Source organism: Bradyrhizobium liaoningense, assembly GCF_018130825.1.
Lineage (GTDB): Bacteria > Pseudomonadota > Alphaproteobacteria > Rhizobiales > Xanthobacteraceae > Bradyrhizobium > Bradyrhizobium liaoningense_B.
In genome coordinates, this window is record NZ_JAFCJS010000003.1 from 205303 (window position 1) to 225560 (window position 20258).

The 20258-nt window shown below is 65.1% G+C and carries 15 protein-coding genes and 1 tRNA gene; 4 read left to right on the forward strand and 12 right to left on the reverse strand.

Translation table 11 applies throughout. The annotated features are described in order from the left end of the window. The first annotated feature begins 186 nt into the window (after positions 1-186). A complete protein-coding gene (locus tag JQ603_RS14485; RefSeq protein WP_212340340.1) occupies positions 187-396 on the forward strand; it encodes a hypothetical protein in 210 nt (69 codons plus the stop codon). A gap of 116 nt (positions 397-512) precedes the next feature. On the opposite strand, the gene JQ603_RS14490 is transcribed toward JQ603_RS14485, so the two are convergent. From JQ603_RS14490 to JQ603_RS14500, 3 genes are all read right to left on the reverse strand, one after another. Next, the gene (locus tag JQ603_RS14490) at positions 513-1433 is read right to left on the reverse strand and encodes an amino acid ABC transporter substrate-binding protein (RefSeq protein WP_212340342.1); all 921 of its coding nucleotides are present in this window, start codon (positions 1431-1433) and stop codon (positions 513-515) included. A gap of 62 nt (positions 1434-1495) precedes the next feature. Beyond that, positions 1496-4156 (reverse strand): bifunctional diguanylate cyclase/phosphodiesterase, encoded by a 2661-nt coding sequence (locus tag JQ603_RS14495; protein ID WP_212340344.1) that lies wholly within the window; start codon positions 4154-4156, stop codon positions 1496-1498. Between the two features lie 262 nt (positions 4157-4418). Further along, complete coding sequence (locus JQ603_RS14500) at positions 4419-5549, reverse strand: tetratricopeptide repeat protein (protein ID WP_212340346.1); 1131 nt, start codon at positions 5547-5549, stop codon at positions 4419-4421. Positions 5550-5877: 328 nt separating this feature from the next. Here JQ603_RS14500 and JQ603_RS14505 point away from each other — a divergent pair, with 328 nt between their 5' ends. The 3 genes from JQ603_RS14505 to JQ603_RS14515 are packed head-to-tail and all read left to right on the forward strand — an operon-like array spanning position 5878 to position 8477. Beyond that, entirely contained in the window at positions 5878-7125 is a 1248-nt protein-coding gene (locus JQ603_RS14505; protein WP_212340349.1) for a glycosyltransferase family 2 protein, read from the forward strand. Between the two features lie 15 nt (positions 7126-7140). Next, positions 7141-8187: an HlyD family secretion protein gene (locus tag JQ603_RS14510; protein ID WP_212340351.1), complete on the forward strand. Its 1047-nt coding sequence runs from the start codon at positions 7141-7143 to the stop codon at positions 8185-8187. Positions 8188-8219: 32 nt separating this feature from the next. Then, positions 8220-8477, forward strand: a complete 258-nt coding sequence (locus JQ603_RS14515; RefSeq protein WP_212340352.1) for a hypothetical protein — start codon at positions 8220-8222, stop codon at positions 8475-8477. Between the two features lie 98 nt (positions 8478-8575). Here the strand turns inward: JQ603_RS14515 and JQ603_RS14520 are convergent. The 9 genes from JQ603_RS14520 to JQ603_RS14560 all read right to left on the reverse strand — a co-directional run bounded on the left by JQ603_RS14520 (position 8576) and on the right by JQ603_RS14560 (position 20135). Beyond that, positions 8576-8652, reverse strand: a tRNA-Arg gene (locus tag JQ603_RS14520). 59 nt (positions 8653-8711) lie between these two features. Next, positions 8712-9767 carry a sensor domain-containing diguanylate cyclase gene (locus tag JQ603_RS14525; RefSeq protein WP_212340354.1) on the reverse strand — a complete coding sequence of 352 codons (1056 nt, stop codon included), beginning with the start codon at positions 9765-9767 and terminating at the stop codon, positions 8712-8714. 1 nt (position 9768) lies between these two features. After that, positions 9769-12879 carry a bifunctional diguanylate cyclase/phosphodiesterase gene (locus JQ603_RS14530; RefSeq protein ID WP_212340355.1) on the reverse strand — a complete coding sequence of 1037 codons (3111 nt, stop codon included), beginning with the start codon at positions 12877-12879 and terminating at the stop codon, positions 9769-9771. Positions 12880-13054: 175 nt separating this feature from the next. After that, the gene (locus JQ603_RS14535; RefSeq protein ID WP_212340356.1) at positions 13055-14140 is read right to left on the reverse strand and encodes a branched-chain amino acid ABC transporter permease; all 1086 of its coding nucleotides are present in this window, start codon (positions 14138-14140) and stop codon (positions 13055-13057) included. Continuing rightward, positions 14137-15147, reverse strand: a complete 1011-nt coding sequence (locus tag JQ603_RS14540) for a branched-chain amino acid ABC transporter permease (protein ID WP_212340357.1) — start codon at positions 15145-15147, stop codon at positions 14137-14139. The genes JQ603_RS14535 and JQ603_RS14540 overlap by 4 nt, the downstream gene beginning before the upstream one ends. Next, positions 15144-15866: an ABC transporter ATP-binding protein gene (locus tag JQ603_RS14545; RefSeq protein ID WP_212340358.1), complete on the reverse strand. Its 723-nt coding sequence runs from the start codon at positions 15864-15866 to the stop codon at positions 15144-15146. Before JQ603_RS14545 ends, JQ603_RS14540 begins: the two co-directional genes overlap by 4 nt. Then, positions 15863-16627, reverse strand: a complete 765-nt coding sequence (locus tag JQ603_RS14550) for an ABC transporter ATP-binding protein (RefSeq protein ID WP_212340363.1) — start codon at positions 16625-16627, stop codon at positions 15863-15865. The genes JQ603_RS14545 and JQ603_RS14550 overlap by 4 nt, the downstream gene beginning before the upstream one ends. 181 nt (positions 16628-16808) lie before the next feature. Continuing rightward, positions 16809-17993 carry a substrate-binding domain-containing protein gene (locus JQ603_RS14555; RefSeq protein ID WP_212340365.1) on the reverse strand — a complete coding sequence of 395 codons (1185 nt, stop codon included), beginning with the start codon at positions 17991-17993 and terminating at the stop codon, positions 16809-16811. A gap of 105 nt (positions 17994-18098) precedes the next feature. Beyond that, positions 18099-20135, reverse strand: a complete 2037-nt coding sequence (locus JQ603_RS14560; protein ID WP_212340367.1) for an acyl CoA:acetate/3-ketoacid CoA transferase — start codon at positions 20133-20135, stop codon at positions 18099-18101. Positions 20136-20258 lie beyond the last annotated feature (123 nt).

The following is a 20258-nucleotide window of genomic DNA, read 5'->3' on the forward strand; positions in this document are numbered from 1 at the left end:
CGCGAGCTGTTGGAGGCTTCAGTTGTTGTTGTTCGTCGCCGCTGGATGGCCTTTGCCGGCGTGCTCAATGCGTCCATCCGGCGTTTGAATTGAGGCGTTCAGTCTCGATGGGTTCAAAGAACACTCTCAGGCTTGTGAGTGGCAGGGCCCGGAATATGGTCCCATATGAGCCTCGGAGGACGGCCCATGCAATACAGCTCCGAACTCATTCAGACGATGCGTCAGGCACTCGAGACCGTGATGGCGAGTGTGCCGGCCGATCAATCGGTGTTCGGCCTGAAAGCGGCCGTCGCCGAATGCATCCTGAAGGCCGCCGCGCACGGCCAAACGTCATATGACGGACTGGTGACGTCTGCGTCCGATCAGGTTCAGGCGATCATTTCAATGCTGACGTGACCGGGGTTCTAGGTGGAGCAGACGCGCTGGACGTGCAGTTCGCTGACGCCAGGTCCGGTCGTGCCGTTGCGCTCCGCCCTGTCGAGGTCGGAGCGCGAGGTCCGGTGATCGCGGCCTTACTTCGTGCCGCCGGCCCGATAGGCGTCGGGATCGCCGCTGTCGATCAGATGCGCGATCGCGCGTTTGAGCGGCGCGCTCATCGGAACGTTGAGATTGATGCCCTTCGGCAGCGTCGGAGCCTGGAACCATTTGGCATAGATCTTTTCGATCTCGCCGCTGCGATAGACGGCGGCGATTGCGTCATCGACCACTTTCTTGAACGCAGGATCGTCGCGGCGCATCATGATGCCGTACGGCTCGATCGACAACGTCTCGTCGGATACGGTGTAGTCGCCGGGATTCGCCGAATCCGCCACCCGGCTGTAGAGCAGGATGTCGTCCATCACGAAAGCATCGGCGCGATTTGACTCTAGCATCCGGAATGCCTCGCCATTGTCCTTGGCCGCGAGGATGGTGAGATTGAGGTTTTGCCGTCCGTTGAGGTCGCTGATCTGCTTGATGTTGGTGGATCCGATGGTGGATACGACGACTTTGCCCTTGAGGTCATCCAGCGTCCGGAGCTTGGCGGCCGCCCTGGCGGCGAAGCGGTTCGCGGCGACGAAATAGGTCGTCGAGAACGACACCACCTTCTGCCGCTCGAGATTGTTGGTGGTCGTTCCACATTCGAGATCGATCGCTCCGCTGAGGATCGACGGGATGCGACCCGATGGCGTGACCGGCACCAGCTTGACGTCGAGCTTCGGCAGGCCAAGCCGCGCCTTCACCGCGTCGACCGCGAGGTAGCAGAGGTCCATGGCGTAACCGACGACCCTTTCATTCTCGTCGTAGTACGAGAACGGGATCGACGATTCGCGGTGGCCGAGCGTGATGGTGCCGGTGCGCCGTATCTTGTCCAGCACGCCGGTCAGCTCCTCGGCCGTCGCCGCCTGGGCCGCGATGCTCAGCGCCGCCGCGGCCAGGATCATCCTGATGGTCATGTTCCAGCCCTTCGTTGGAGATCGACAAATCGTATCTGGAGCGGGTCGATCATGCCGTCCGCTCAAGCCGTGGATGCAAGGCCGGCCCAAGCCTCGGACCGATCGAAGCGATCCCGGCCGACGATCCGTGCGTATTGCCGGATCGCGCCGGGCCGTCCGATCAGGAAGCCCTGTGCATAGTCGCAGCCTGCGTGGGAGAGCACGTCGAGCTGGGCCTGCGTCTCCACGCCCTCCGCGGTGACTGGAAGCTCGAGCCCGCGCGCCAGCCCGATGACGCCGCGCAGGATCGCCTTCGATTGCGCGTGATCGAGGTTCGAAATGAAGCTGCGATCGATCTTGATCATGTCGAAGGGGAAGGCCTGGAGATAGGACATCGACGAATAGCCGGTGCCGAAATCGTCGAGCGCGATGCGCACGCCGAGCGCCTTGAGCCTGCGCAGGATCGAGACCGCGCCGGAGAAGTCGTCGATCAGCACACCCTCCGTGATCTCGAGCTCGAGCCGGTGCGGACGCAGCCCGCTGCTGATCAGGGTCTCGTGGACGAGGCGCACGATGTCGTCGTTGCGGCACTGCACCGGCGACAGGTTCACGGAGATCTTCAATTCGTTCGGCCAGGATGCGGCCTCGCGGCACGCTTCACGCAGGATCCATTCTCCCATCGCGACGATCAGCCCGTTCTCCTCGGCGAGCGGAATGAAGGTGCCGGGTGGGACGAGGCCGCGACGCGGGTGATGCCAGCGGACCAATGCTTCGAAGCCGACGATCTCGCCGCCGATCCGTACCAGCGGCTGGAAATCGAGCCGCAGCTCGTCATTGGCCACGGCGGACTGAAGATCGTGCTGCAACTCGCTGCGGTCGCGCAGCTGCGCCCCCATCTCCGGCTCGAAGAAACGGATCGCGTTGCGTCCCTCCGCCTTGGCGCGGTAGAGCGCGATGTCGGCATTGGCCAGCAGCGTGGTCGGGTCGTTTCCGTCGGCCGGCGCGCGCGCGATGCCGACGCTCAATCCGATGCGTACCTGCCGGCCGGCAAGCTCGATATCGCCGACGAGAGCCGTCCGCAGCCGCTCCGCCAGCTGACCGGCCGCCGCGGCCTGCGCATCGCCGAGCAGGACCACGATGAATTCGTCGCCGCCGACCCGCGCCAGGAAGGCGTCCCCTGCGACCTCTTGCAGGCGCCGCGCCACCTCGCGCAGCAAGGCGTCACCGACGAGATGGCCATGCAGATCGTTGATCTCCTTGAAGCGGTCGAGATCGAGGCACAGGATCGCGAATGTCTCGCCGGCCCGGATCGCCTCGTCCACCGTGGTCGCGAGATATTCGGAGAACGAAGCGCGGTTGTGCAGGCCCGTCAGCGCATCGTGATGTGCGATATGCGCGATCCGCTTCTCCGCGCGCTTCTGCTCGGTGATGTCCTCGACCGTCATCACGAAGCCGCCGCCCGGCACCGGCCGGAACACGATCACGACGGCACGTCCGTCCGACAGCTCCGCGACGATGCTCGCCGGCTCGTTGGCCGTTACGATGGTCATCAGCCCGCGGATATGGTTCTCGCCGCCGCTTTGGGAATGGAGACCTTGCGAGATCTGATGGTCGAAGATCTGTCGCAGCGTGGTCCCGGGCCGCGTGAACTCGCCAGGGAGATGAAACATCTCCGCGTAGCGGTCGTTGCACACGATCAGGCGGTGATGCGCATCGTACATGCACACGCCCTGCGACTGGTTGTTCAGCGTGGCGTCGAGCTGGATGCTCTGCTTGCGGAAATACTGGACGACGACGGCTCCGGTGCCGCCGATGGCGACGACCAGCACGATCGTGAGTCCGATCAGGAACAGGGCCTCGGTCCACCAGCCGGCCAGTGCGGCGGACAACGTGGTGCTGGTGGTCAGGAGCACCGGAAGGCCGGCAAGGTGCGCGGCCGCGATCAGGCGCTCGGAGCCGCTGGCCTCGTCACGCCACCGGACCACGCCGCCGCCGGATCGCGTGATCTCGCTCAGCTTGCCCTCGGACAGGGACTTGCCGAGCGGGGATCTGCCCATCGCGCTATCGGCATGCGGATGGCTCGCCAGCATCGTGCCGTCCTGGCGAAGCAGTGTGATGGATTCATCGGGGCCGCGGACCAGCGTTCGGTACAGCTCCTCGAAATATTGAGCCTTGATGGTGCCGACCACGAGGCCGAGGAATTCTCCGTCGGATCCCATGAATTTCCGGGCCAGCGGGATCGTCCAGGCTCCGCTGCGGGGATCCTGCTCCAGCCGGCCCAGCTTCGTGTTCAGGGCGGGGTCGGCCTTGAGTGTCCGGAAATAATCCCGATCCGCGATATTGAGGGGCGGGGTCGGCCACGCCACGGACGAGTTGATCACCTTGCCGTCGGCGCCGACCAGCATCACGGCCTCGATATGCGGGAAGCCGCCGATCTTGTCCTCCAGCATGAGCTGGATGTCACGGCTTGCCATGGCACGCGCGTAGACCTCGTCGGAGACGACTGCGAGCGTCTGCATGTGCTCGATCAGGCTCGCCTCGATCAGATTGGCGGCGTCGAAATCGCGCGCCGCCTGATTGGCCAGCACGGTGGCGGTTGCGAGCAGCTGCTGCTTGCTCTCCTCGATCGCGTGATAGCGCAGGTTGGACAGGATGAGGGCGATGGTGCAGACGACCAGCGCGATCAGGAATCCGCCGCATAGCATCAGCACGACGACCGGACGCGTCGAGGCGATGCGGCGCATGGGAGGTGGCTGTCCCTCCTGCGCGAACTCCGCCAACAACCCTTTGTTTGCGCGAGCGGCCAGCAACGTTGCTCCCTGCGACGGTCGGTCTTCGGGGGAGGACGTTAGGCTTCGGGTATTTGGAATGAGGTTAAAGCCGGCGCCTCGCCGGTGCCGCAAACTCGAATACGGTTACGTGCGTGTTACGTCGCCGAGGATGATGCGAGGGGAATACGGCCTCGGTCTGCGTGTTTCCCCGGTAGTTCTACCGGGTCCTGCGCAATTATTGTGCGCCCATCCTCGCCAATTCGTCCTTCGCCCGCGTGCTCCAGCGTGCGGCGCGCCTGAGATACGCGACCGCCCGGGCCTTGCTCGCCTCAAAGCCTCCGCCACCCTCTGCCATGTAGCGCGCGAGTGCGAGGACCGCATCGCTGTTGCCCTGATCGGCCGCCAGTCCGTAGAGGCGTGCTGCCTCACGGGCATCCCGGGGCAGTCCACCCTTGCCCTCCTCGTAGAACCTCGCGAGGTCGTATTGCGCGGATGCATTGCCCTCGTTGCTTGCCTGCTGGTAGAGCCGGGCGGCTTGCTTTTCGTCCTTCGGCAGGCCGAAATTGCCTCGCTCATAGAGCATCGCGACCGAGTCCCACGTCTGGGGATCGTCGCCGGCCACTGCCTGTTGAAAAAGGCGCGAGGATTCCTCCGGGTTCTTCGCCAGGCCGTGACTGCCCCGGAAATACAGCCTTGCGAGATCGCGAGCCGCGGGAGCGCTGCCGTGCGCCGCCGCCTTGTGCAGGAGCCGAGCAAGTTCTGCTTGCGCGTCCGGGCCCGCGCTTAGGTTCAACGGCAGGCTGAGCGCATAGAGCGCGTCGGCATCACCGGCATCGGCGGCGTCCTTGATGATGCGAATTTGCGTCTCGCTGGCGTCAGGATTGAAGGTCGTGTCTCCAAACAGGTTCTGGCGCTGCGCGTTGGCCTCCTTGGTGTCCGACGCCATCGCCTTTGCCAACAGACGCATGGCCTGTCCCGTGTCCCGCTGCAAGCCGCCCCAGCCGTACCAATAGAAAGCCGCCAGGGCGACTTGCGCCGCGGGATAGCCCTGGTCTGCCGCGACCTTGAAATTGCGTCCGGCCTCTGCCTTCTGGTCGGGCCGCTTGTCGACGAGGCTGCTCGCGTCATGCGCCCGGCCGAGATTGAAGAGGAGGCGCGGATTGCTCGGGTCGGCAGCCGATGCCCTTTCGCAAGCCACGATGGCCTCAGCCGCTTCGATCCCGTACAGGCCAATTCCCGCGCCGGCCCGGTTTGGGTCGGTGGGCGAGCCGGCCAGGCGGTCGCATTCGGTCGGTTCGGCGGCAGATGCAGCCCCAGCCAGCAACAATCCAAACAATCCGGCAACGATCGTTCGACATGCCTGCATGGAGCCCTCTTTCCCGTCCGGTTCTCAAAACTGTAGCTGGATGTCGCAACTGGCGCATGCACCGCGGCGCTCATGCCGTGGCCTAACGTCGTATCCATACCGATTTTCCGCGAATTCTAACCGATCGGGTTCCCGCGCGTCGCCCCTCTTCGCAAAGCCCTTCGCCCGGTTGCGGCAAAGGGATATGCTAAACTCCGAGTTGACGGCCCGTCTTCGGAAGAGACGCAGACGAGGCGGGCCGGTCCACCGATATTTCCTCGGTCTCGCGCGAGTAGCTGGCTTGTCTTCGTCCAGGTGCGCGCTCGCTATCCGGGGAGGGTAGGTCAGCATGCTCGAAGCATTGCAGTTGATCGCCGACACGAATTGGATTCAGCTCGCGCTCGCGGTCATCATCTTCGATATTCCCCGCTACACGTTTTCACTGCTGTCGCTTTCCCTGCTCGGCCTGGCCGGAGCGCTGCCCCAACGGCAAACGCCGATCAGCGCATCGGTCAGCGTGATCGTGCCCGCTTTCAACGGCGGGCCCGGCCTGCTTCGTTCGATCGAGTCGCTGCGTCGGCAGACCCTGCCGCCGCTCGAGATCATCGTCGTCGATGACGGCTCCACCGATGACACGCGCGCAATTGCGGAGCGGGCACGCGCGGCGGGGCTGGTGGATATGGTCATCTGCCACGGCACGCGTTGCGGCCGAAGTGCCGCGATCAACGCCGCCGCCCGATTCGCCAGCGGCGAGCTGCTCCTGACGGTCGATGCCGACACGCTGTTCGAACCGGCGGCCATCGCCGGGCTCGCATCCGCCTTCACGGATCCGCGCGTCGCGGGCGCGAGCTGCAACATCGCGATCAGCAACGAAGCCAGCTCGATCTGGACGCGGCTTCAAAGCATCGAATATTTGATGTCGATCAGCGCCGGCAGGACCGTCCTCGACACCGTCGATGCGATCGCCTGCCTTTCCGGCGCCTGCTCCATGTATCGTCGCGACGTCTTCATGCGGCAGGGTGGGCTCGACGTTGGTCCGGGAGAGGATCTGGAGTTCAGCCTGCGGCTGCGACGGCTGGGTTATCTCGTTCGCTTCGTGCCCGAAGCGTGGGTCGAGACGGCGGGACCCGTCAGCGGCCTCGGCCTGCTGCGCCAGCGTGCGCGGTGGGATCGCGACGCCTTGCGAATCCGCCTCATCATGTATGGCGAATTGCGGTTCTTCCATCGCTTCGAGCGGTTCCCCGACACGCTGCAGAGGCTGGATTTCATCCTGTTCGACCTGATCCCCACGCTCAGTTTTCCGTTCTACCTCGTCTATCTCCTGGCCTTGCACGGCTCCGACGCGTTCTGGCTTCTCGCCGCGATCTACGTCCTGCTGACATGGATCTCGTTCTTCAACCTCGGGCTCGCCTTCGTCCTGTTCAAGCGTGCGCCGAGAATTCTCGATCTCGGGGCCGCGCTGGTCTTCCCGGTCTATCAGAGCGTCTATCTGAAATGCGCCCGGCTGGTCTCCTACTCCTCCGAGATCATCTTCGCCGCTTCAGTGAATGATGACTTCGTGCCGCCGCGCGTCCGTCGCGCACTGTTTTCCGGCTAGGGGAGGAGCACGCCGATGAATGTCGCGATCAACAGGCTGGACCCGAATGTCCCCGATCCCGTGGAAAGCCGCCGCAGCGCTGCGGGACGGCTCGTGCGCCTCACCTATGCGACGGCCGTTTTCGGCGTGCTCGCCTTCCTGGTCGTCTATTTCGGCGCGCCACTGGTCTATCTGAGCGGACCGGGGACCGTCTCGTCCCCACCGCACGTCGTTTCGCTTCCCTATCTGGTGCAGGTCGCAGAGGTCATGGTGACGCCGGGCACCACGGTCAAGGCCGGGGACCGGATCGCACAGATCCGGTCGCCCGAGCGCGACAACATCGTGGCGACCTATATGCGCGCATTGGCCGACATCGCGAGCCGGCGATCGGAGCTGCGCATCAGGGCACGCGTCGCGCAGGAAACGCTCGAAGCGGCGAAAGCGTACAGGACGTTGACGGAAGATGCCGTCGACCAGATCGAAGCGTCGAGCGCAGCGAGCCTGGCGTTTCGCCTCGAACTGCTGCGGGAGCGCGGTCTCGCCCGCAAGTCCGTCATTTCGCAGGAGGCGGAGATCGCGGAGTCCATCTCCCAGCTGGCGGATCTGGACGATTTTGGCCAGCAGCTGCGCGACCATCTCGACGACGTGGAGCGGAATTTCGCCGGCGGCCAGGTGCTGGCGCCCGTCGCCGGCATCGTCTCGACCAATCTCGCCAATGTCGGGCAATCGCTCGTGGCGGGCACGGCGATCGCCGAAATCCTCGATCCCACCGACATCTTCGTCGACTGGTACATTCCGAATGCGCGCCTGGTCGAGCCCAGGGTCGGCAATCAGGTGCTCGTGGTGTTCGGCAACCGCCGCATCGCCGGAACGATCGCGGAGATCCTGCCGGTCTCGGTCGTCTATGCCGCAGGCCGGCAACCGCTGACGCGCGAGCGCACGGCTGCCCAGATCGCGCGCATCCGCTTCGTCGCGGACGCCGCTCCGCCCCCGCTGAATTCGACGGTTTCCGTTCACATGTACTACACGAACCTGGCGTCCCGATTTGCCGCAGCTTTGGTCCGGCTGCTGGGCCTGCAATAGGGTCGAAGACGTCGGATCGAAAGGAAACGAAGGTGCAGATCAGCGCGGATGAAACGATGTGCCCGGTCTGCCGAAATGGTCTCGCATTCGACCGGATCCTGCATCACATGATCTGCGCCTATGTCGGGCCATCCAGCGATTTCGTCGAGAGAGCTGACGGCTATGTCTGTCCGAAATGCCGGCGCAGCATCAGCTCAGGCGATCCGGCCTGCGAGGTCGTCGGCACGAGTGCGCGGTGCGGCGCCTGCGGCAAGGAGATGATCGTGTCGCCGGTCGCGGGCTCGATCTGAAACCCTCACGGAGGGAGAGGGGCGGGCGCCTGCCCGGACGGCATTCACCAGATTGGGGGAGCGGCGTGGCCGTTGGTCTGGCAGGCCATTGGGATCGCTGGCGCACCCGACACGATTCGAACGTGTGACCTTTGCCTTCGGAGGGCAACGCTCTATCCAGCTGAGCTACGGGTGCAGTGGCGTTCATTTAGCCGATTGGCGCGGGACGGGCAACCGCTTCTCGCCGCACGGCGGCTAGGCCGATTTGCGCCGGAAAGGCGCCGGAACCGCTGCCGCCTCCCGGCCGAGGGCCGCGAACTCGGCCAGCACCCTTTCGGCGCAGATGACGCGGTTGCGGCCGAGCCGTTTGGCGACATAGAGCGCCTCGTCGGCCTCGCCCAGCAGCCGGTCGGGGCCGCCGTCGGCCGCGCCGGGAATGCGGCTGGCGACGCCGACACTGAGGGTGACGTGGTCGCCGGCCCCATGGGCGCCATGGGCGATCCGCAAGGCCATGACGGCGATGCGGATCTCTTCGGCGATGACGCAGGCGGCATCGCAATCCATGTCCGGCAGGATCAGCGCGAATTCCTCGCCGCCATAACGGCTGGCGAGGTCGAGCGGGCGCACGGCATGCCGGCTGACGACGGCGGCGATCGCGCGCAGGCATTCGTCGCCGGTCTGGTGGCCGTGGTGGTCGTTGAACAGCTTGAAATGATCGACGTCGACGAACAGCAGCGCCATCGGCTTCTGCGTGCGCTCGGCGCGGGCCCATTCGCTCATCAGCATCTGGTCGAACGAGCGGCGGTTCGACAGGCCGGTGAGCCCGTCCTTGGTGGCGAGCTCCTTCAGCGCCATCTCGGCGCGCTTCTGGTCGGTGAGGTCGCGCAGCGTCTCCACCACCGCGATCAGCTGGCCGGCCTCGTCGTGGATGGGGCCGGCATCGATGGCGAGATAGAGCTGGTTGCCGAGCTTCGGCATCACGCACCAGTTCTCGGCGGAAAAGCCGAGCCCGTTATGGCCGCGCGCGGCATATTCCGAATAGAATTCCGGCAGCCGCTCGGGACGGTCGAGCGCGACAAGATCGGCAAGGCAGGGGCGCCTCGTCTCATAGAAGGCCTGCCAGTGCTTGCTGGTGCCGATCACCTCGGAGGCGGTGACGCCGGTCAGCCGCTCGCAGGCCCTGTTCCAGATCACGACGCGGCGCTTCGGGTCGATCACGAAGGTCGGCACCACCAGATGCTGCATCAGCCGCGCGGCATAGGAATCCGCAGCGTCGACGCTCCCGGTCCGCGCCTTGCCCGGCTTCGCCATCTCAGGCCACCGCCGCCACCGGCGCGGCATTGCCGGGGCCGAACAGTTTTCGCACCTCGGCGGCCGGCTTCGGCGCGCTGAACAGGTAGCCCTGCATCTCGGTGCAGCCGAGGTTACGCAGCATCTCGCGCTGGGCCTCGGTCTCGACACCCTCGGCGACCGTGGTCATGCTGCTGGCGGCGGCGATGTTCACCACCGCCTGCACGATGACGGGCGCGCCGCTGGTCTCCGCGATGTCGGCGACGAAGCAGCGGTCGATCTTGATCTTGTCGAACGGGAAGCGCTTGAGGTAGCTGAGCGAGGAATAGCCGGTGCCGAAATCGTCGAGCGCGATGCGCACGCCGATCGCACGGAGCTGGTGCAGGATCGACAGCGCCGCCTCGTCGTCGCGGATCAGCACGGCCTCGGTGATCTCGAGCTCGAGCCGGCGCGGATCAAGGCCAGAGGCGGCGAGCGCGCTGGCAATCCTGAGCGCCAGCGTGTCGCATTTGAGCTGCACCGGCGAGACGTTGACCGCAACCCGTATATGCGTCGGCCAGGTCGCGGCTTCGTTGCAGGCCATGCGCAGCACCCAGTCGCCGAGCTCGTTGATGAGGCCGGTATCCTCGGCGATCGGAATGAACTCCGCCGGGGAGACCATGCCGCGCTCGGGGTGGCGCCAGCGCAGCAGCGCCTCGCAGCCGGAGATCTCGCCGGAGCGCAGATCGACCAGCGGCTGATAGTGGATCTCGAAGCCGCCGTTCACCAGGGCCTGACGCAGGTCCTGCTCCATGGTCAGGCGCGCCTTGGCGCTCGCATCCATCTCCGGCTCGAAGAAGCGGTGGGTGCGGCGGCCCTCGGCCTTGGCGCCGTACATCGCGAGGTCGGCGTTCTTGATGAGCTGGTCGAGATCGCTGCCATCCTGCGGCGCCAGCGCAATGCCGATGCTCGCGTCGGTGGAGAGCTGGTGGCCGAGGCAGTGATAGGGCTGCCGGATCGCCTCGTAGATCCGCGTGACGAAGGACAGCACGTCGGCGGAGGATCGGATCCCGGTCTGGATCACCGCGAATTCGTCGCCGCCGAGCCGTGCGATCAGGTCGCCCTTCTTGAGGCAGCCGCGCAGCCGGGTCGCGATCGCCTTCAGCAGCTCGTCGCCGACGTGATGGCCGAGCGAATCGTTGATGCCCTTGAACTCGTCGACGTCGATATAGAGCAGCGCGAATTGCTCGCCGCCGGCGGCCTTCGCAAGCTCGCGCTCGATCTGCTCGCGGAACAGCGTGCGGTTCGGCAGGTCGGTCAGCGCATCGTAATGCGCCATATGCGCGATCTTCTCGTGGGCACGCCGCCGCTCGGTGACGTCCTCGACGACACTGATGAGATAGCGCGGCTCGCCGGACTTGTCGCGAATCCCGATCCGGGTCGAGGTGATGTAGCGCATCCCCTTGGTCAGGCTCGGCCAGGGATGCTCGTCCTTGAACAACCCGGTGTCGGTTAGCAGCGCCTCGCCGTCGTCCTCGGTGACAATCCTGGCGGAGTCATCCGGGTAGATGTCGCGGGGGGTCTTGCCGATAATGGCTTCGCTCGATTGGCCGAACTGCTCCTCGGCGGTCCGGTTGATCAGCAGATATTGCCGTGTGCGAGCGTCCTTCACCGTGATCTGGGAGGGGATGTGATCGATGATCTCGCGCAGGAACATGTAGTTGCGGTCGCGCTCCTGCTCCAGATTGCGCCGCTCGGTGATCTCCTCGATCGTGGCGACCCAGCCGCCTTGCGCGAGCGGGGTGTTGATGACCTGGAAGGCGCGGCCGTTGGGCAGCTCGTGGATCCTGGTGGAGACCGTGCCTTCGGCGACGATCCTCATGACATCGGCGCAAAACGCCTCGACGTCGCCGCCGAACGCGCCGCGTTCCCTACGATGATACATCGCCTCGCGGATGTGACAGCCGGGCTTGATGACGTCGTGGGAAAGGCCGAACATGTCGGCGTAGCGGCGGTTGCAGGTGACGATGTAGCCGCTCGCGTCGTACAGGATCAGCCCTTGCGACATGTTGTTGAGGGCGGTGTCGAGCCGCAGCCGCTCCGCCTCGATCCGCTCCTGGGCCTCGCGGTTCTGCCGGTGGATCTGGCGAATGATCAGATAGAGGATCAGGGCGATCACGGCGGCCGAAAGCGCGGCCGTGGTAACCATGAAGCCGGTCTGCTGCCGCCAGTCCGCAAGCGCTGCAGCCGTGGTGTTGGTGGCGACGATGACCAGCGGGAAATGCTGCAGTGACGCCGCCGAGCCGAGCCGCTCCTCGTGGTCGACCGGACTAATCACGCGAAGCGTGTGCTGGCCGCCCTTGGTCAGCACCTTCCGCATCAGCGGCGCATCCTTGAAGCTCCTGCCGATCAGCTCCTCGGCATGCGGGTAGCGCGCCAGCATCTTGCCTTCGCGGTCGAACAGCGAGATCGCCGTGCCTTCCGCAAGTGCCACGGATGCGAAATAGTTCTGGTAGCTGTCCGGATCGATCCGGCGGACCATCGCGCCGAAGAAGGTGCCGTCGGCGCCGCGCAGCCGTCGTGCGACGACCGTGGTCCATTTGCCGATGATGAAGCTGCGAACCGATTCCAGGATCACCGGCTCGGCCATCGGATCGGATTTGAGCGTCTGAAAATAGGCGCGCGCGGACACGTTGATCTTGGGCAGCGGCTGGGCCCGCGACCAGTTGATGAGCTCTCCGTCGGCATCGTAGATCGCGATGTCGCCGAGATAGGAGACCGAGCTGACCTTGCTGCGCAGCATCTGGTTCGCCGCAAGGCCCGATAGGCGCTCGCGGAACATCGCGGGCGAGCTGATCTCCGGCAGGTTCATCTGCCCGATCAGATCGGCGGCCACGACATCGGAGTCTTCAAACTGCTGATCGAAGTGCCGCGCGATCAGCTGCACCGTGTTTTCCAACTCGCGCTCGCGGTTGGCCAGGGTCCGCTCGCGAAATTCGCCGACGGCCATGGCGGTCACGGCGAAGATTCCCGCGACCAGCAATACGCCGCACAGGGTCAGCCACAGGACAGGGCCACGACGCGCCAAGGCGGCCCAGCCGTTTTTCGCGGCTACGGACATTGCGGCTGCCATCGTGGAAAAGACCTGGCGCATTCCCCCTCCCTGGAGGAACAGGAATACACCTCACAAATGGCGCAAAGCTTAGGAAAACCAGTTACCTAAGGATTAAATACGGTTGTGCTGTCGCGCTCGTGCGTCGGCAGGCGCGAAGCACGTCGCAGTTGCGTTGTTTCCGCAGCAACCGCTGCGCTGCATCATTAATCGATGCTTAATGCGAGGCGCCCACGGTCTTCTTGCCGCCGCCATGGCGCAGCCGTCCGACCACGCCAGTCGGAAAGAAGTAGACGCTGGCGATGAAGAGCAGCCCGAGCCACAGCAGCCAGCGGTCGGGATGCAGCAGTCCCGGCAGCAGCGGCAGGCCGGCTTCCGACGCCGCCTTCGAGGCGACGCCCATCAGCGACTGCAGATAGTTCTGGGCGAGGATGAAGATCGTGGCGCCGATGATCGCGCCGTAGATCGTGCCCATGCCGCCGATCACCACCATCAGCAGGATGTCCAGCATGATGGAGAAGCTGAGCGAGGTGTCGGGACCGGCATAGCGCAGCCACAGTGCGTTCAGGATGCCGGCGCTGGCGGCGACGAGGGCAGCGAGGCAGTTGGCGTAGGTCAAATGGAAGACGGTGCGGAAGCCGAGCGCCTCGGCGCGGAACCGGTTCTCGCGGATCGCCTGCAGTACGCGGCCGAACGGCGAGTTCACCACCCGCAGCAAAGCGAGGATCATCAGCGCCGAGATCGCGAACACCAGGTAGAACGTCAGGATACGGCCGTTGATCTCGAAGCCGAACAGGTTCTTGGAGATCAGCACCGTGCCGGGCCGCAGCAGCTCAGGCAGCTGGAAGCTGCGTCCGTCTTCGCCGCCGGTCAGCCATGACAGCTGCGATGCCAGCACCTGGAAGGCGGAGGCGACCGCGAGCGTGATCATGGCGAAGAAGATCGCGGCCACCCGCAACGAGAACAGGCCGATCGCGAGCGCAAGCAGCGCCGCAAGCGGAAGGCCGGTGACGATGCCGGTGGCGACCGCCGCCCAGTTCGGGCCCATCCCGTACAGCGCGATCGCGATGGCGTAGCTGCCGATGCCGTAGAACATGGTGTGGGCGAACGACACCGAGCCGGTATAGCCGAGCAGGAGATCGTAGGAGGCGACCAGCGCGGCGAAGACGCAGATCTTGGCCGCGACGTTCAGCGCCTTGGCGCCCGGGAACAGGAACGGCGTCGCCGCCAGCGCCAGGATGACGACGACGAGGAGGAGGGTGAGGACGCGGCTGCGCGGCGGATCGCCGGAGAGGATCATCATCGGCTGGTCACCGCATAGAGGCCGCGCGGCCGCCACATCAGAATGGCGACCATCAGCAGGATGTTGGAGACGAGGGCGAGTTTCGGCACCAGGAAGCCGCCATAATTGGCGACCATGGCGACGAGGATCGCGCCGATGAAGCAGCCGCCGATCGACCCCAGGCCACCGATGATGACGACGATGAAGATCAGGACGGTGAGGTCGTCGCTCATGGAGGCGTGGACCTGCTCGCGATACAGCGCCCACATCACGCCGCCGAGGCCGGCCAGCGCCGAGCCCGTCATGAACACGCCGAGGAACAGCCGGCGGATGCGATAGCCGAGCGCCTCGACCATCTCGCGGTTCTCGACGCCGGCGCGGATCAACAGGCCGAGCTTGGTGCGGTTGAGCACGACCTGGATCGCGATGAAGACGGCAAGCCCGATCAGCATCGCCAGCACGCGGTATTTGGCGATGGCGACGTCGCCGAGGATGAAGGAGCCGCGCAGCGAGGCCGGCAGCGGCATCGGGATGATCTGCGGCCCCCACAGCGCATAGAGCGTCTGTTCGGCGACGATCAGGCCGCCGGTCGTCATCAGGATCTGCTTCAGATGCTGGCCGTAGACTGGCAGGATCAGCACCCGCTCGACGACGAGGCCGAGCGCGCCCGACACCGCCATCGACAGCAGCGCGGCCGGGGCGAGCACCGCGAGGTTCATCCAGAGCGAATCCGCCTGGATGGACGCCGCGAACGGCGCCAGCACCAGGGTCGCGACATAGGCCCCGACGGCAATGAAGGCGCCGTGCCCGAAATTGAGCACGTCCATCAGGCCGAACACCAGCGTGAGCCCCGAGGCCATGATGAAGATCATCATGCCCATGGCAAGGCTCGCGGCGGTCAGGGTCAGCCAGGAAGAGGTCGAGCCGATCAGCGGGATCATCAGAAGCGCGAGAGCGATCGGCAGCAGGGCCGGCGCGATGTCGCGCTTCGGCTTCGGCAGGGGATCGGTTGCAGCAAGGTCAGTCACTGATGCGCCTCCAGGCTCAGGCCGAGCAGCCGCTCCTGCAGCGGCACGTCGGCGGCGAGCGCCGCCATCTCGCCGCGATGGACGATGGTGCCGTTGTCCATCACCAGCACATTGTCGCCGAGCTCGCGGGCGGCAAAGAAATTCTGCTCGACCAGGAGGATCGTCGCGCCCTTGCGCTTGATCTCCTTCAGGCACTCGATCAGCGCCATCACGATGGCGGGCGCCAGCCCCTTGGTCGGCTCGTCGATCAGGAGCAGTTTTCGCGGTTCAACGATCGCGCGCGCGATAGACAACATTTGTTTTTGTCCGCCCGAGAGACTCCCCGCCCGCGACAGCCAGAACCGGCGCAGCGCCGGGAAGAAGCCGAAAATCCATTCCAGCTGCTTGTCGTCCATCGGTGCGTCGCGCGCCGCGAGAACGAGATTCTCCTTCACCGTGAGGTCGGAGAACACCGCCATGCTCTCCGGCACGTAGCCGACGCCGAGCCGGGCGATGTCGGGCGTGGCGCGGCTTTCGATGCGCATCCCGGCGAGGCTGATCTCACCGCTGGAGGCCTGCCACAGGCCCATGATGGTGCGCAGCGTCGTGGTCTTGCCGGCGCCGTTGCGGCCGAGCAGCATCGTGACCTGTCCTTGCGGGACGGCAAGATCGATGCCCTGGAGGATGTGATAGCGCCCGATATGGGTGTGCACGCCGGAGAGTTTCAGGAGATCGGTCATGCGGCACTCTTCGGTGCGACGCCGAGATAGGCTTCCTGTACGATCGGCGAGGCGATCACCTCGGCAGGCGGGCCGTCGGCAACGAGCTGGCCGTTATGCAGCACGATGATGCGGTCGGCGAGCGAGCGCACCACGTCCATCTTGTGCTCGACCAGCAGGATGATCTTGCTCCTGTCCTGCTTGAGCTGTGCGATCAGGTTGAGGACGACAGGCACCTCGTCGATGCTCATGCCGGCGGTCGGCTCGTCGAACATGAACACTTTCGGCTCCAGCGCGATCATCAGGGCGACCTCGAGCTTGCGCTGGTCGCCATGCGACAGCGCGGTAGCAGTGACGCCGCGGCGATTGCCGAGCGCGACCTGGTCGAGGATGGCATCGGCCCGCGCGATCAGGTCGCGGCGCACCATCCAGGGCCGCAGCATGTCGTAATGAGTGCCGTTCGCCGCCTGCACCGCGAGGCGGACGTTCTCTTCCACGGTGAGATTCGGAAAGAGATTTGTCAGTTGGAACGCGCGTCCGAGACCCGCACGGGTCCGCATCGGCGCGGAATGCTGGGTGATGTCGGTGCCGTCGAACAGAATGCTGCCGCTCGATGCGCGCAGCTGGCCCGAGATCAAGTTGAAATAGGTGGTCTTGCCGGCGCCGTTCGGCCCGACGATGGCGGTGAGCTCGCCCGGGCGGAACGTGCAGGTGACGTTGTTGACCGCGACATGCCCGCCGAAGCGGATGGTGAGGTCGCGGGTTTCGAGGGTGAGCGTCATGTCGGTAAGGTGTCTCGGCTGGGACGGTAAACCTCTCCCCGGGGGAGAGGTCGATTTGCGCCTGGCGATGCGACGCATCGTCCAGCAGCAACTCGGGTGAGGGGACTGAGGTCCCACGAGAGAGCTTAACCCCTCACCCGCGCCTTCGGCGCGACCTCTCCCGATGGGAGAGATGGAGCCATCACCGCTTGTTGCGGACAGGAACGTCCATGTCCTCGATCTTCAGCTCGCGCACCGGCTCGAGCACGGCCCAGGCGACGTTCGGATCGACCTTGACCTTGAAGTGATACATGCTCTGCAGCGCCTGATGGTCTTCCTTGCGGAACACCATCTTGCCCTTCGGCGTGTCGAACTCCAGGCCTTCCATTGCCGTGATCAGTTTCTCGGTGTCGGTCGACTTCGCCTTGGTGACAGCGGCGACGACGGACATCGCGGCCGCGAAACCGCCCGCGGTGAAGAAGTCCGGCGGCGCTTTGAAGCGCTTCTGGTGCTCGGCGACCAGCCAGTCGTTCACCGGGTTCTTCGGGATCTCGTAGAAGTAATAGGTCGCGCCTTCCATGCCCGGCAGGCTCTTATAGGCGGCGAGCGCCGGCAGGATGTTGCCGCCGGTCGACAGCTCGATGCCGTAGCGCTTCGGGTCCATGTCCTGGAGCTTTGCCAGCGGATTGCCGGCGCCGGCCCAGATCACCCAGATCACCTTGCGGCCGGGCTTGTCCTTCAGCGCGTCGAACAGGCGCTGGCCGACCGCGGTGAAGTCGGTGGTCGAGGTCGGGGCATATTCTTCCGCTGCCAGCGTCGCGCCGGTCTTGGCCAGCGCCTCCTTGAAGGCGGCGACGCCGTCGCGGCCGAAGGCGTAGTCCTGCGCCAGCGTCGCGACGGTGACGCCCTGCTTGCCGATCGCGACCGCGTTGGAGATCGCGTCCTGCGAAGAGTTGCGCGCGGTACGGAAAATGTAGCGATTCCACTTCTCGCCGGTAATCTGGTCCGCGACGGCGGGCTCGACGATCAGGATCTTCTTGTTCTCTTCGGCGACCGGGAGAATCGCGAGCGCCGCAGCCGACGAGGTCGTGCCGATGGCGATGTCGGCCTTGTCGTCCTGATAGGCTTCCGCGAGCGCGGCCTTGGCAAGGTCCGGCTTGCCCTGGTCGTCCTTGGTGATGATGACGATCTTGCGACCGTCGAGGGTCATGGTGCCCTTGGTGGCGTATTCAAAACCCATCTGCAGGCCGGTCTCGGTCTGCTTGGCATAGGCTTCCAGCGGACCGGTCTTGCCGTAGATCAGCGCGACCTTGAAATCGTCGGCCCGTGCGGAGGTGCTCGCGGCGAGAGCGAGGATGGTTGTTGTTATGATGAATGATCGACGCACGATGGTCCCTCCTGATTCAAAGTTTCTCGATAACAGCGATTTGCACAACACTACGAACATTGCAATTGAACCTCCGGCCGAGCGTGTCGGCCTTTCGAGCATGCATCATTTTTGGGCTTGCCGCATGGTGTGCGATGCGTCGGCCCCCTCGGCCTGACGTCGATCCGACTGGGCTTCCTCCGCGCTCTCGAAGATATGCGGCGCGACGCCGCGCTTCTCCAGGGCTTCGCCGAGCTTGATGCGCAGGAAGCCCGACGTGGTGTAGCGCGACACGCCGGAATAGAAGCGGTCGACCAGGCTGCGCACCATGGCCGAATAATCGTCCATCAGCTCCGGCAGGATGGAAAAGTTGTCATAATTGACGATGGTGTAAACCCGGCGGCCGAGCGGAGCGAGCTTTGCTTCGACGAGCGCCGCGATGGCGTCGATCTCGGCCTTGCTGCGCAGCGGATAGCGCTCCAGATTGACGAAGAACAGGTTCTGCTGCTCGTCCAGCGTGAAGCGCTGGTCGAGCGGGATGGTGAGCAGGCGCTCGCGCAGCTCCATGGGTCCGTCGCGGAAGATGCGGGCATCCATCAGGGCAGGATCGCGCGGGATCAGCGGCTTGAAGTCCATCAGGCGCAGGATGTCGCGCTCGATGTCGATGCCGGGCGCAACTTCCGTGAGCTCGAGCCCGTCCGGCCTGAGCTCGAGCACGCAGCGTTCGGTGACATAGAGCGTGCGTTGCTTGCGCGCGGCGGCGAACGGGCCGCTGAAGGTGACGTGCTCGACCTTGTCGACGAACTTGCGTGATTTGGCTTCGTCGAGGATGGCGAGCTTGCCGTCATTCACCGCGATGCGCTGCTTGCCTGCGCCGAAGGTGCCGACGAAGACGACCTCCTTGGCATTCTGACTGATGTTGATGAAGCCGCCCGCACCCGCAAGCTTCGGGCCGAACTTGCTGACATTGAGGTTGCCGGCGCGGTCGACCTGGGCCAGGCCGAGGAAGGCGGCATCCAAGCCGCCGCCGTCGTAGAAGTCGAACTGATAGGGCTGGTCGATCACCGCCTGGGTGTTGATCGCCGCGCCGAAATCGATCCCGCTCGCCGGGATGCCGCCGATCACGCCCGGTTCCGCCGTCAGCGTGATGAGGTCGATGATCCGCTCTTCATTGGCGACCGAAGCGATGCCCTCGGGCATGCCGATGCCGAGATTGACGACGCTGTTGGCCTTGAGCTCGAGGGCGGCGCGCCGGGCGATGATCTTGCGCTCGCTGACGGGCATCACTGGCAGGGAAGCGGCGCGGACGCGGATCTCGCTCGAGAAGGCCGGATTATATTGCGTGCCGAAGGTCTGCCAATGGTTCTCAGGTCTCGACACGACGACACAGTCGACGAGGATGCCGGGGATCTTGACCTGGCGCGGATTGAGACTGCCACTCTCGGCGACGCGCTCGACCTGGGCGATGACGATGCCGCCGGAATTGTGCGCCGCCATGGCGATGGCGAGCGCTTCCAGCGTCAGCGCCTCCTTCTCCATGGTGAGGTTGCCGTCGGGATCGCCTGTCGTGGCGCGGATGATCCCGACTTGAATCGGGAACGTCTTGTAGAGCAGGCACTCCTCGCCGTGCAGGGTGATCAGCTCCACCATGTCCTCGGTGGTGCGTGCGTTCAGCTTGCCGCCGCCATGCCGGGGATCGACGAAGGTGCCCATGCCGACGCGGGTGATGTGACCGGGCCGATGCGCCGCGATGTCGCGGAACAGGTGCGTGATCACGCCCTGCGGCAGATTATAGGCCTCGATCTGGTTGGCGATGGCGAGCTGCTGCAGCTTCGGGGCAAGGCCCCAGTGCCCGCCGATCACGCGCCGGACCAGGCCTTCATGCGCGAGATGATTGAGGCCGCGGTGCTTGCCGTCGCCCTGGCCGGCCGCATAGACCAGCGTCAGATTGCGCGGCTTGCCTTGGGTGTAGGGCGCATCGCCCTCGTTGGAGAGATAGAGCTCCTCCAGCGCAATCGCGATCTCCTCGGCAAAGCCGATGCCGACGAAGCCGCCGGTGGCGACCGTGTCGCCGTCACGGATCAGCATGACGGCTTCCGCCGCGGTGACGACTTTGCCCTTCTCGGCGTTACGCAAATAGGGCAAGGCAGGATGCTGGCTCATGGCATTCCCTCCCATGTCTGTTGCGGACCGCATGCCGGTTCTTCTCGCTTGCCTCTATTCGTACCGCGTGGAGCGGCTGGCGACCAGCCGCTCCGGCGTCGCGGGGGGGCGCGCTCGGCCCGT